The following is a 12,595-nucleotide window of genomic DNA, read 5'->3' as shown; positions in this document are numbered from 1 at the left end:
TCACTGCGCGGGCAGGTCCAGGGCGGCCTTGGCGGCCCGGGCGAGGCCGGGATCGTCCGGAGTGGACGGTCCCGGCGCCCACACGGCCTGCACGACCCGGACCGACGTGCCCTCGACCTTGCTGGCGTAGGCGGCGTTCTCGAACCGCGGCGGCTGGGTGTCGCCCCACTTGCCGGTCTCGGTGGCGAGGTCGAGGATCCCGCCCCCGCCGGGCGTGTCGGTGACGGCCTTGAAGGCGGCGGCCTGGCCGGCGTCGGGGAAGGCGACGATCCCGACGGTCACGGCCCCGGGCCGCCCGTCGACGGTCGCGGCGTAGCTCGCCCGCCGCACGCCCGAGCAGCTGGTGCGCTGCAGGCTGGCCTGCGCATCCCCGAAGGCGTGCGACGCACACCGCTGATCACCCCCGGCGGCGCGCAGGGCGAACTGGAGGCTCTCGACGGGAGCGGCAGTGCCCGAGGAGGCGGGCGGCGGGGTCGCAGGAGCGGGCGGCCCGGCCGGCGCGGCAGCGGTGTCGTCCCCGGTGGTGGCCACGGCGATGGCGGCGACGACCAGGATCGCGAGCAGGCCGATGGCGCCGAGCGGGATCCACCGGACGGTCCTCGACGCCGGGGTGGCGGGGCGGGGTGCGGGTTGGGGTCGAGGCCTGGGCGTGGGGAAGGACGGCGGCTGGGGTTCTTGGACGGGCTTCGTGCGCTCGGTTGGGGTGGGGAGGCGGAGGTTTTCGGTTCGTTCGGGGTCCGGGGTGGCGGTTTCCGGAGCGGCTGTGCGAGGGGAGCCCGGGAATCGTGGTGGGGTGGTGTTTTCGGTGCCGGGGAACGCCGGCTGTGCGGGGGTTTCGGCCTCGTCCTTGGCGGGGGACGGGATTGTTTCGGTGCGCTCGGATTCCGCGAGCGGGCTTGGCGCCTCCGCGGCGTCCGAAGCAAGAAGGCCCAGTTCTGGTGCGGCCTCCGCCACCGGCAAGCCGGCGGGGAAAGGTGCGCTCGTAGTGGGGGAACTCGCTTGCGGGGGAGTGGGTTCGGCGGTGGGAAGTTCAGGTTCGGGAGCAGCCTCGGCGGACGACAGGTCGGCGGCAGGCTCCGGCTCGGCTTCGGTCGAAGAGGGAGAAGAGGCCGCAGCGGAACCGGCTGCCGCGGATTCAGCGGCGGTGAGACCGGACACAGTGGAATCCGCCGCGGGTGAATCTGGCTTGGCTGAACCTGGCGCAGGTGAACCCTCTGCGGCGGAACCGGCCGCGGGTGAATCGGCTGCGGGTGAGGCTGAACTCTGCCCGACCGATTCTCGCTCGGTTGCATCTTGCGCCGGCGAAGCTTGCGCCAATGAACTCGGTGCAGCTGATCCCCAGACGGGTGAAGCTGCCGAACCCGCACCAGCCCCAGCCCGACCGGCAACCGCCGCACCACTGTCCCAAAGGGACTCCGGCGGCGAATCGTCACTGAACCGGCTGAATCCCTCTCCCAGCAGCACCTCGTCCGAAAGCTCCGGCGCCTCCGGAGCCAGCCCCCGGATCAACGCCCGCACCTGGTCCACCGACCGGGGCCGGTGCGCCGTCGCCAACGACACCGTGGCCGCCAGCATCGTGGTCGGGGTGGGGTGCAGGACGCGGACCGGGCCCGCCAGATCACTGGCCGGCTGGTCGACCGTCTCCACGTACGGTCCTACCGCGACGATCGTGCCCACCGGGCCGGTGCCCGGGACCAGGGAAGCGATCCGCTGCTCGCACGCCTGGGACAGGTCCAGCGCCTCGGTGGCGGGGTTGACCGCGTCGTCGTCGGCGATCAACGGCCAGCCGTCGGCCTTCCACGAGGCTCCCAGCGGGGCTTCCAGCCGCAGCGCCGGGTCGGGGAGGTCGACGCCGATCACGATGATCACCCCGTGTGGCAACAGGACCACCGCTTCGATCGGGCGCTCGGTCACCGAGCCGACCCCGACCAGCGCGATCCCGCCGATCACGGTGCTGCCCCGGCCGAGGGACGCCAGCGCCGCCCGGATGTCGTCGGCCACCCGGGACTGCTGCCGCTCCAGGCGCACCAGTCGCACCGAAACCCCTCCCTGCTCCTCGTTCCGGGTCATCACGCTAGCGCGCCTGGCCGTATCCACGGTGCGACACGGGGACAGTGCGGGTGTGAGCCCACCGAAAGTGGTGCTGCGGGTGACTTGTGGTGTTCATGTGGCCAAACAGCACGGTTGGGGTGCAGAATGTGCTACAACGCATCGGAGGCGGTATTCGGGAGCCGCACTGAGGCCGCGCTGCAGCTCGATGTCAGGGCGTAGGGGAAGACGTCCCTCGTCGAGCAACAAGCGGAGGTAGCAGTGAGCACCCGTGGCAGCACCCGAGGTGTGGTGTACGTCCACTCGTCGCCGCCTGCGGTGTGTCCGCACGTCGAGTGGGCTATTTCGGGCACCCTGGGTGCCCGCGTTGACCTGAAGTGGACGGCGCAGCCGGCCAGTCCGGGTCAGCTTCGCGCCGAATGCGGCTGGCGCGCGCCCGCGGGCACCGGCGCCAGATTGGCGTCCGCCCTCAAGGCGTGGCCGATGATTCGGTTCGAGGTCACCGAAGAGCCCAGCGCGGGCCTCGACGGCGAGCGGTTCTGCTTCGCGCCCGGCCTCGGCCTCTGGCACGGGCGGACGAGCGCCAACGGCGACATCGTGGTGGGCGAAGACCAGCTGCGCGCGCTCGTGGCGATGACCCGCGGAGGTGAGTCCCTCGCGCACAAGCTCGACGAACTCCTCGCCGCGAGCTGGGACGAGGCGCTCGAGCCCTACCGTCACGCCGGCGACGGCGCCCCGGTGACCTGGCTGCACCAGGTGGGCTGATCGGCGAACCCGCCCGGCCTGCCCGCAGCAGGCCGGACGGGGACACCGCCGGGCCGGTACGCTTTCCGGCGTGACCGCCCCCGCCCCCAGCTCCCGCCAGCGCTGGCTGGTGCCCGTCGTGGTCGTGGTGCTCTCCGTGACCGTGGGTGCCGGCCTGCTCGCGCGCGAGCTCTACCGCCGGCCGGACCAGCCCGCCGACGACACGTCCGCGCCGGCGCCGGCGCCGTCCTCGGCCAGCGGCGGCGCACCGGTCGCGGCGGACGCCGTCGAGATGACCGACGACGCGCGGGCCCACCCCCAGGCCGACGCCGTCCGCAAGCTGCTGCAGCAGTACTTCCAGGCCATCAACACCAAGCAGTACCCGCTGTGGATCTCCGTGGTCAGCGCCCAGCGCGTCGCGGAGCAGTCGCAGACGGCCTGGCGCAACGGCGTCCGCACCACAAAGGACAGTGACGCGCTCGTCTACCGGATCGAGCGCGGCTCCGGCACGTCGCTGCGGGTCCTGGTCGGGTTCACCAGCGTCCAGGACCGCGAGGACGCGCCCCTGTTCTTCCCGGAGCCGTGCATCAAGTGGCGGCTGGTGCTGCCGGTGATCGTCGAGAAGGCGTCGCTGAAGATCGACTCCGTCGACAAGGGGCCGCAGCCCGAACACGAAAAGTGCTGACACGAGAAGGGGCCCGGCCGAAGCCGGGCCCCTTCTCGTTCGTCAGTGCGCTCAGGCCGCCGGGGTGAACAACAGTGCGGTGTTGTGCCCGCCGAACCCGAACGAGTTGCTGATCGCCGCGGTCAGCTCGACCTTGCGCGCCTCGCCCGAAACGACGTCCAGCTGCACCCGCGGGTCCAGGTCGGTCAGGTTCAGGGTCGCCGGCACGATGCCGTGGTAGAGCGACAGGATCGTGATGATCCCCTCGACCGCGCCGGCGCCGCCGACGAGGTGGCCGAGCGCGCCCTTCGGCGCCGTCACGACCGGGTGCTCCCCGACCGCGTTGCGGATCGCCGCCGCCTCGCCGATGTCACCGACCACAGTGGACGTCGCGTGCGCGTTCACGTGCCCGACGTCCGCCGGGGTCACCCCGGCCATCTTCATCGCCGCGCGCATCGCCGCGATCTGGCCGATGCCCTCGGGGTGGTTGCCGGTGATGTGGTAGGCGTCGGAAGTGATGCCGTGCCCGGCGATCGTTGCGTAGACGCGCGCGCCGCGCGCCTTCGCCAGGTCCGCGCGCTCCAGGATGACCACGCCGGAACCCTCACCGAGGACGAAGCCGTCCCGGTTCGCGTCGAACGGGCGCGACGCCGCACCCGGGTCGTCGTTGCGGGTGGACACCGTGCGGGCCTGGGCGAACCCGGCCAGCGTGATCGGGTGGATGCACGCTTCGGCACCCCCGGCGACCACGACGTCGGCGCGGCCGGAGCGGATCATCTCCACCCCGCTCGCGATGCCTTCGGCGCCCGAAGCACAGGCCGAGGCCGGCGAATGCACCCCGGCCCGTGCCTTCAGGTCGATGCCGACGTGCGCGGCCGGGCCGTTCGGCATCAGCATCGGCACGGTCAGCGGCGACACCTTGCGGAGACCCTGCTGGTGCAACAGGTCGTTCTGGGTGAGCAGCGTGACGGGACCGCCGACGCCGGTGCCGATCGACACGCCGAGGCGGTCGGGGTCCACGTCGGTGTGCTCGTCGGTCGGCTCGGCGTACCCGGCGTCGGCCCACGCCTGCCGGGCGGCGATCAGCGCGACCTGCTCGCAGCGGTCCAGCCGGCGGGCCTGGACCCGCGGCAGGACTTCGGAAGGATCGACGGCCAGCATGCCGCCGATCTTGACCGGGAGCCCGAGCTCCTCGACCCAGTCCTCCTCGATCCGGCGGACCCCGCTCGCCCCGGCCAGCAGACCGTCCCAGGTGGACGTGACGTCCCCGCCGAGCGGTGTGGTGGCGCCGAGACCGGTGATCACGACGTCGATGTTGCTCATGCGAGTCTCCTCAAAGTGGCGGAGAGGACCTACTTGGAGTTGGCCGACACGTAGTTCACCGCGTCGCCCACGGTCTTCAGGTTGGCCAGCTCGTCGTCCGGGATCTTGACGCCGAACTTGTCCTCGGCCTGCACGGCGATCTCGACCATCGACAGCGAGTCGATGTCCAGGTCGTCCACGAACGACTTCTCGGCGGTGACGTCGTCCTGAGCCACACCGGCCACCTCTTCGACGATCTCGGCGAGGCCGGCGAGGATCTCAGTGTTGTCAGCCATGGGGTAGTTCCCTTCTCGGTGTTACTTGGGGTCTTGGTACCCGTGGGCGAGTGCCCGCGGGGAGCGTAACGGGCGGATCAGGGGCAGACGAACGCCTGCCCGGCGTAGGACAGGCCCGCGCCGAACCCGACCGCCAGCACCACGTCGCCGGACTTCGCCGTCCCGGCCTTGCGCATGTGGTCCAGCGCGAGGGGGATGGACGCCGACGAGGTGTTGCCGGAGTACCTGATGTCGTCGGCGACGACCATGTCGTCACGGGCGCCGTTGGCCCGCAGCTTCTTCGCGATCGCCTCGACGATGCGCAGGTTCGCCTGGTGCGGGATCAGCACGTCCACATCGGACGGCTTCAGCCCGGCGACCTCGAGCGCGCGCATGGCGATCGGCGCGATCTGGGTGGTCGCCCACCGGAAGACCGACTGGCCCTCCTGGTAGATGAACTTCTCCTCGGTCATCCCGATCAGGTCGACCAGGTCGCCGGCGCTGCCCCAGGAGACCGGGCCGATCTGCGGCTCGTCGGACGCGCCGACGACCGCGGCGCCCGCGCCGTCGGCGAAGATGATCGCGTTCGCGCGGTCGGTGGGGTCGACCGAGTCGGTCAGCTTCTCCGCGCCGATCACGAGCACCTTCTTGGCCGAGCCCGCGCGGACCAGGTCCGAGGCGACACCCAGGCCGTAGCAGAAGCCGGCGCACGCGGCGTTGAGGTCGAACGCGCCGGGGTTCGGGATGCCGATCCGGGCGGCCACCTGCGCGGCGGCGTTCGGGATCTGCGTCGGCATCGTGCAGTTCGGCAGGATGACCGTGTCCACTTCGGACGGGTCGACACCCGCGTCGGCCAGTGCGGCGGTGCCGGCGGCGACCGCCATGTCGGTGAGCAGCTCGTCCTTCTCGGCGAAGCGGCGCTCGATGATCCCGACACGCGTCTGGATCCACTCGTCGTTGGTTTCCATGATCTTCGAGAGGTCGTCGTTGGTGACGATCTTCTCGGGCTGGTAGCTGCCGACGCCCAGCACACGGCTGCCGCGGGAGCCCGGGTTGAGGCTCAGGGCCGGTCGGTCGGTCACGAAGCGTCCTCCTGGCGCAGCGCCGCCAGCTCGGCCGGCGTCTTCAGCGCGGTGGTAGTGGTCACGACGCCCTTGAGCTGCCGCTTGACCAGGCCGGTCAGCGTGCCCGCGGGCGCGAGTTCGACGGTGCGGGTGACGCCGAGCGAAACCAGGCCGTCCATCGTCAGGTCCCAGCGGACCGACCGGGTGACCTGCTTGACCAGCCGGTCGAGGTACTCGGCCCCGCTGGTGACGACCGTGCCGTCCGCATTGGACAGCAGCGGGCGGGTGGGGTCGGCCGGCGTCAGCTCGGCGGCGTGGGCGCGCAACGCCTCTTCGGCGGGCGCCATGTACTGCGTGTGGAACGCGCCGGCGACCTTGAGGGCGCGGATCTTCGTGCCTTCGAGGGGTTCGGCGACGATCTTCGTGATGGCGTCGGCGGCACCGGAGGCGACGATCTGCCCCGCTCCGTTGCGGTTCGCCGCGGTCAGGCCCTGTTCTTCCAGCCACGCGACGACCTGCTCGGGGTCCCCGAGCATGACCGCGGCCATCGACGTCGGCTCCAGCGCGCACGCCTTCGCCATCTCGGCGCCCCGGACGGCGGCGAGCGCGACGGCGTCTTCGGGCTTCAGCACCCCGGCGATCGCGGCGGCCGCGAGCTCGCCGACGGAGTGCCCGGCGACCGGCGCGTCCGCGGGGACCGGCGCGGTGGCCTGGAGGTGCTCGAAGGTGAGCAGCGACAGCGCGACGATCAGCGGCTGCGCGATCGCGGTGTCCTGGATCTCCTCGGCGTCCGCCTCGGTGCCGAGGCGGAGCAGGTCGAGCCCCGCGCGCTCGGACCACTGGGCGACACGATCGCGCGCGCCGTCGAGGTCGAGCCAGGGCGTGAACATACCGGGGGCCTGGGACCCCTGGCCGGGAGCGAGGACTGCTGCTGTCACCCTCTAAGACAACACGTTCGCGGTGCTTCGGCGTGATGCCGACGCTCACAGTGTCTGTGCGACGTCTTTGTCGGAACCCTCCAAAGACGCGCCGGAGAACCTCGCGCGTAACCCGGAAGCCTTGTCGGGTTCAATCACCTTTCGCTGTTAAGTCCATCACGTGACGGGGCTCTCGCCGGAGCGTCACCAGAGGCCGCGGGCGCGGGCCAGCCGGCCCACCGTCAGCGCGATCCGCAGCACCAGCGCGTCCCGCGGATCCGTCGGCTGGCAGCCCGTCAGGTCGGCGGCCTTCCGCAGGCGGTACCGGACGGTGTTCGGGTGGACGAAAAGTGTCTTCGCGCACGTCTCCAGCACCCCGCCGGCCTCGAGGTACGCCTCGACCGTGCGCTGCAGTGTCGGGCCGGCCTCTTCCAACGGCCGGGCGATCGTGTCCACCAGCAGGCGTTCCGCCTCCGCGTCGCCCGACAGCGCGCGCTCGGGGAGCAGGTCCGCCGAGCGGACCGGGCGGGGCGCGCCCGGCCAGCCGACCACCGCGCGCAGCCCGGACAGCGCCTCCGTCGCGCTGTGGTGGGCCTCCGCGAGCGTCGCCACGGTCGGGCCCGCGACCACCGGGCCGTCGGCGAACGCCACCGACATCTTGGAAAGGATTTCGCGTTCCTTCACGCCACCCTCGGTCGGCCCGCCCACCACGACCACCAGCCGGGAGCCCTGCACCGACAGCAGCACCGGACGGCCGACGCGGGCGGCGCGGCTGCGGACTTCGAACACCACCGTCGGCGGGTCCTCCGACGGCGGGTTGCCCACCAGCACCGTCGCCGCGGCGGACGGTTCCCAGCCCAGCGCCGTCGCGCGCGAGAGCACCGACTCTTCGGCGTCCCCACGGACGATGCCGTCGACGACCAGTGCCTCCAGCCGGGCGTCCCACGCGCCGCGCGCTTCCGCCGCGGCGGCGTAGGAGTTCGCCGCCGCGAACGCGATTTCCCGGCCGTAGCGCAGGATTCCTTCGATCAGGGCCGCCCGCTCGGCTTCGTTCGCGGCGAACTCCGGCAGTTGCTCTTCGAAGACTTCGATGGCGAGCCGCACCATGCCGACCGCCTGGCGCAGGCTGACCCACCGCGAAAGCTCGGCCGGCGCGTCGCGGAACGCCTCGGTCGTGAGCTTCAGGGCCTCCTTCGAGTCCCGGAGCCAGCTGACAAAACCGGCGGCGCCGGCCTGCGTGATCAGCAGGACGCTCGCACGCTGGTCGGCGGGCAGCCGGGCGAACCACGGCAGCCGGCGTTCCATCACCGCGATGCTCGCGCTCGCCAGGCTGCCGGACGCGTGCTCGAGCCGCCGGAGCGTCTTCGCGGACAGTCCGTGATGCTTCGGCACACGCCGTGTGGTGGGTTCGGCCATTTCGAGCCGATCCTACGTGGCCCGCAACTTTCGTAGCCCCGGACGGCAACGCCGGACGGTATGCGGTGCGTGGACGTACTGCCTAGGATCGAGCGGTACCACAGGAATGGGGGAACCGGAATGACCGGTTTAGAGATCGACGCGGTCTCCAAACGCTACGGCGACGTAGTCGCTTTGCGCGAAATGACCTTCGACGTCCGGCCGGGCGAATTGTTCGGCTTCGTCGGCAGCAACGGCGCCGGCAAGACCACGACCATGCGGATCGCACTCGGCGTGCTTTCCGCCGACGCCGGGCAAGTGCGTTACGACGGCGAGCCGGTGACGCACGAAACGCGGCGCCACATCGGGTACATGCCGGAAGAACGCGGCCTCTACCCGAAGATGAAGGTCGCCGAGCAGCTGACCTACCTCGCGCGGCTGCACGGCATGTCCACGGCCGACGCGCGGTCGTCGGCGGAGAAGTGGACCGAACGGCTCGGGGTCGCCGCGCGCCGTGACGACGAAGTGCAGAAGCTCAGCCTCGGCAACCAGCAGCGGGTCCAGCTGGCCGCGGCACTGGCGCACGAGCCGCGGATCCTGGTGCTCGACGAGCCGTTCTCCGGCCTCGACCCGGTCGCGGTGGACGTGATGAGCCAGGTGCTCCGCGAAAAGGCCGCCGAGGGGGTGCCGGTCGTGTTCTCCAGCCACCAGCTCGACCTGGTGGAGCGGCTCTGCGACCGCGTCGGGATCGTCCGGAGTGGACACATGGTGGAGGTCGGCACGGTCGGCGAGCTGCGCTCCGGCGGCGCCGTACGGCTGCGGGTCGACGTTCCTGCGGCCGGCGACGATTGGGCCGACGGCCTGCCCGGCGTGAAGGTGCTCGGGCGCAAGGGCACGGTGACCGAGCTCGAGCTCGGCGAGGGCGCCGACGACCAGGACGTGCTCAAGGCGGCGCTGGCCACCGGGCCGGTGCGCGAATTCGCCCGCGAGCAGCCGACGCTGGCCGACCTGTTCCGTTCCGTCGTCACGACCGAGGAGGTCCCGGCATGAGTACTCCGCTCCCGGACGTCCGGATGAGCCCGGCCGCCGCGGTGGGCCTGGTCGCCTCCCGCGAGATCACCACCCGGGTCACGTCCAAGGCCTACCGCGTCAGCACCGTGATCATGCTGCTGCTCATCGTGGTCGGCATCGTGCTGATCAAGCTGTTCACCGGTGGTGGCGGCGCCGACTCGAAGGTCGGCTACACCCCGGCGACCGCCGCGTTCGCCGCGCCGCTGCAGGCCGGCGGCAAGGCGGTCGACGAGTCCATCGAGACCACCCAGGTCGCCGACGAGGCCGCCGGGCGCGCGAAGCTGGCCGACGGTTCGATCGACGCGCTGCTCACCGGCGACGGCAAGAGCGTGCACGTCCAGGTGAAGAAGGACCTCGACGGCAAGCTCGCGAACGTGCTGCAGCTGCTGTCCCGCCAGGTCGCGCTCGACCAGCAGATCACCGCGCTGGGCGGCGACCCGGCCCGGTTCGAGGCCGCCGTCGCGGCCGCGACGTTCGTCGAGGACCCGCCGCTGGAGAAGCCGTACGACTACAACGGCCAGCAGCTCGTGCTGGGCATCGTCGCCGGCGTCCTCATCTACCTCTCGCTGATGATCAACGGCCAGGGGGTCGCCCAGGGCGTCGTCGAAGAGAAGACGTCGCGGGTGGTCGAACTGCTGCTGTCGACGATCAAGCCGTGGCAGCTGATGGCCGGGAAGGTGCTCGGGATCGGGGTGGTCGGGCTGATCCAGATGGTGGTGATCGGCGCCGGCGGCATCATCGCAGGACTGGCGACCGGCGTGCTCACGATTTCCGTTTCGGCGGCCGTCGGCACGGTCGTGTGGCTGATCGTCTGGTACCTGCTCGGGTTCTTCATGTACTCGATCGTGTTCGCCGCGCTCGGTGCGCTGGTTTCGCGCCAGGAGGACGTCGCGGGCGCGACGATGCCGGCGCTGATGTTCGTGATCGCCGGGTACGTGGTCGGCATTTCCGTGCTGCCGTCGGATCCGGGCAACACGTTCGTCGAAGTGCTTTCGGTGATTCCGGTGTTCTCGCCGACGTTGATGCCGATGCGGCTCGCGATGGGCGGGGTGCCGGTTTGGGAAGCCGTGTTGTCGGTGGGGCTGGTGGTGCTGCTGATTCCGGGGCTGATCTGGCTCGCCGCGCGGATCTACCGCAACGCCGTCATGCGCAGTGGCGCGAAGGTGAAACTGCGGGACGCCCTGCGCGCTGCCTGACGTTCTTCGGCTGTTCATCCGGCCCTCGGGAGCTTCGGCTTCCGGGGGCCGGATTTGTATACCCGGTAAATGCTCGAGGCCGCCCGGCGCTTGCGGTTTACGCTGCGCCGGACGGCCTCGTCTCCCCGGTCCCCACCGGTAGAACCAGTATGGCCACCAACGATCTTCGCGCGCCAGTCGTCTCACTCGATCGTGGGGCGCACGAGTTGCCGCCGCTGGGTACCTGATCAACGATCCGGTGCACAACAGCGCGCACCACCCGAATCGCGGCGCGATTCGGTGCGAAACACCAAGAGGGAGTCGACATGGGCCAGCAACTCAAGGACGGACTGGGGCAGGCGTGGAACCTGGTGGCCACGTTCGTCCCGAAACTCGTCGGTTTCCTGATCATCCTGCTGATCGGCTGGTTGATCGCGAAAGCCGTCTCGAAAGGGCTGAGTCTCGTCCTCGGAAAGGTCGGGTTCGGCAAGCTGATCGAGAAGACCGGCCTTTCCGGCAGCATCGGCCAGCAGAAGATCGACGCGGCCGGGATCCTCGTGAAACTGGTCTACTACTTCATTCTGCTGATCGCGCTGCAGCTGGCGTTCGGTGTGTTCGGGCCGACCAACCCGGTCAGCCAGCTGCTCAACGACATCATCGCGTTCCTGCCGCGGATCGTGGTCGCGCTGGTGCTGATCGTGGTCGCCGCGGCCATCGCGAAGGTCGTGCGTGACGTCGTTTCGTCGGCGATGTCGGGCCGCCCGGCCGGCCGTTACCTGGCCACCGGCGCCTACTGGCTGATCATGGCGTTCGGCATCATCGCCGCGCTCGGCCAGGTGAACATCGCGACCGCGATCACCGGCCCGGTGCTGATCGCCGTGCTGGCCACCATCGGCGGTGTCATCGTCGTCGGCTTCGGCGGCGGCCTGATCAAGCCGGCGCAGGACCGCTGGCGCGGCTGGATGGCGAACATGCAGCAGCAGCTGGCCGAGACGCCGGCCCAGCGGACCGGCGAGATGGGCACGAGCGCGCCCCCGCGGGTGCCGGTCGGCGCCGACAACACCCCGACCCCGCCGGCGGGCACCCCGCGTCCGCAGGTCTGAGCAGCGGGACGAGGTGACGGGACGGGGCCCGGCGGACGAGGAAGCCGCCGGGCCCGTTCCCGTTACGCTGGGGTGATGGGGGTCGTGACGGCGTTGTGGCGCTACCCGGTCAAGTCGATGACGGGGCAGCGGCTGACCGAGGCGAAGCTCGGCGAGCGCGGTCTCGACGGCGACCGGCTGTACGCGGTCCGCGATCCGGACGGGAAGTTCGGCAGCGGCAAGAACACCCGCCGGTTCCGCCGGATGGCGGGCCTGCACACCTTCGCCGCGCGGTACGACGGCGACGTGCCGGTGGTGACCCTCCCGGACGGGCGCACGGTGCGCGGCGACGCCGTCCACGGGGAGATCGCCAACGCGCTGGCCCGCCCGGGCGTCCGGCTCGTCCGGGAGGCGGAGATCCCGCACCACGACGAAGCCGCCGTCCACCTGCTGACGACGTCGTCGCTGGCTTGGCTGGCCGAACGTGCTCCCGGCGTCGAGATCGACGCGCGGCGGCTGCGGCCGAACATCGTGCTCGACACCGGCCCCGCACCGGCGCTCGCCGAGGAGGCCTGGCTGGGGCAGCGGATCCGGATCGGCGAAGTCGAGCTGGAAGTCCTTCGCCGGGCCGTCCGCTGCGTGATGGTCGAGCTGCCCTGGGCCGGGCTCCCGGCCGCACCCGGCCTGCTGAAGACGATTTCCGAAGCCAACGACCTGAAGTTCGGCGTGCACGCCCGGGTGGTCCGCGGCGGCACGCTGCGCGTCGGCGACTCCCACGCCTCGGGATGTCTCACCGCTCACAGTTCCTAGGGAATTCACTTCGCCCGGAGCATGTTGGGAGCGGTAGGACGAAAGGG

12 protein-coding genes are annotated in these 12,595 nt (G+C 71.0%); 6 read left to right on the top strand and 6 right to left on the bottom strand.

Annotated features, from left to right (window positions below; genetic code table 11):
* The gene (locus ACIA5G_RS48195) at positions 1-2,037 is read right to left on the bottom strand and encodes a hypothetical protein (RefSeq protein ID WP_395936239.1); all 2,037 of its coding nucleotides are present in this window, start codon (positions 2,035-2,037) and stop codon (positions 1-3) included.
* Between the two features lie 273 nt (positions 2,038-2,310).
* Here ACIA5G_RS48195 and ACIA5G_RS48190 point away from each other — a divergent pair, with 273 nt between their 5' ends.
* A complete protein-coding gene (locus tag ACIA5G_RS48190; RefSeq protein ID WP_395936237.1) occupies positions 2,311-2,814 on the top strand; it encodes a DUF3145 domain-containing protein in 504 nt (167 codons plus the stop codon).
* A gap of 70 nt (positions 2,815-2,884) precedes the next feature.
* Positions 2,885-3,478: a hypothetical protein gene (locus ACIA5G_RS48185; RefSeq protein ID WP_395936235.1), complete on the top strand. Its 594-nt coding sequence runs from the start codon at positions 2,885-2,887 to the stop codon at positions 3,476-3,478.
* A 51-nt stretch (positions 3,479-3,529) separates the two neighbouring features.
* Here the strand turns inward: ACIA5G_RS48185 and ACIA5G_RS48180 are convergent, their stop codons facing one another.
* The 5 genes from ACIA5G_RS48180 to ACIA5G_RS48160 all read right to left on the bottom strand — a co-directional run bounded on the left by ACIA5G_RS48180 (position 3,530) and on the right by ACIA5G_RS48160 (position 8,431).
* Entirely contained in the window at positions 3,530-4,780 is a 1,251-nt protein-coding gene (locus tag ACIA5G_RS48180; RefSeq protein WP_395936233.1) for a beta-ketoacyl-[acyl-carrier-protein] synthase family protein, read from the bottom strand.
* 29 nt (positions 4,781-4,809) lie between these two features.
* Positions 4,810-5,055: an acyl carrier protein gene (locus tag ACIA5G_RS48175; protein WP_037820481.1), complete on the bottom strand. Its 246-nt coding sequence runs from the start codon at positions 5,053-5,055 to the stop codon at positions 4,810-4,812.
* Positions 5,056-5,132: 77 nt separating this feature from the next.
* Positions 5,133-6,116: a beta-ketoacyl-ACP synthase III gene (locus tag ACIA5G_RS48170; protein ID WP_395936231.1), complete on the bottom strand. Its 984-nt coding sequence runs from the start codon at positions 6,114-6,116 to the stop codon at positions 5,133-5,135.
* Positions 6,113-7,036, bottom strand: a complete 924-nt coding sequence (locus ACIA5G_RS48165) for an ACP S-malonyltransferase (protein ID WP_395936229.1) — start codon at positions 7,034-7,036, stop codon at positions 6,113-6,115. The genes ACIA5G_RS48170 and ACIA5G_RS48165 overlap by 4 nt, the downstream gene beginning before the upstream one ends.
* Positions 7,037-7,219: 183 nt before the next feature.
* Positions 7,220-8,431, bottom strand: coding sequence for a PucR family transcriptional regulator (locus ACIA5G_RS48160; protein WP_395936227.1), 1,212 nt, complete (start codon positions 8,429-8,431; stop codon positions 7,220-7,222).
* Positions 8,432-8,551: 120 nt separating this feature from the next.
* Here ACIA5G_RS48160 and ACIA5G_RS48155 point away from each other — a divergent pair, with 120 nt between their 5' ends.
* From ACIA5G_RS48155 to ACIA5G_RS48140, 4 genes are all read left to right on the top strand, one after another.
* On the top strand, positions 8,552-9,460 hold the full coding sequence (locus ACIA5G_RS48155) for an ABC transporter ATP-binding protein (RefSeq protein ID WP_395936225.1): 909 nt from the start codon (positions 8,552-8,554) through the stop codon (positions 9,458-9,460).
* Positions 9,457-10,677, top strand: coding sequence for an ABC transporter permease (locus tag ACIA5G_RS48150; protein WP_395936223.1), 1,221 nt, complete (start codon positions 9,457-9,459; stop codon positions 10,675-10,677). Before ACIA5G_RS48155 ends, ACIA5G_RS48150 begins: the two co-directional genes overlap by 4 nt.
* Before the next feature lie 305 nt (positions 10,678-10,982).
* Positions 10,983-11,759, top strand: coding sequence for a hypothetical protein (locus ACIA5G_RS48145; protein ID WP_395936221.1), 777 nt, complete (start codon positions 10,983-10,985; stop codon positions 11,757-11,759).
* Between the two features lie 75 nt (positions 11,760-11,834).
* Positions 11,835-12,548: an MOSC domain-containing protein gene (locus tag ACIA5G_RS48140; protein ID WP_395936219.1), complete on the top strand. Its 714-nt coding sequence runs from the start codon at positions 11,835-11,837 to the stop codon at positions 12,546-12,548.
* Positions 12,549-12,595: the final 47 nt, after the last annotated feature.

Origin of the sequence: Amycolatopsis sp. NPDC051758 (assembly GCF_044453095.1) — a bacterium.
Classification (GTDB): Bacteria; Actinomycetota; Actinomycetes; order Mycobacteriales; family Pseudonocardiaceae; genus Amycolatopsis.
This window is presented reverse-complemented; position numbering and strand designations above follow the sequence as displayed.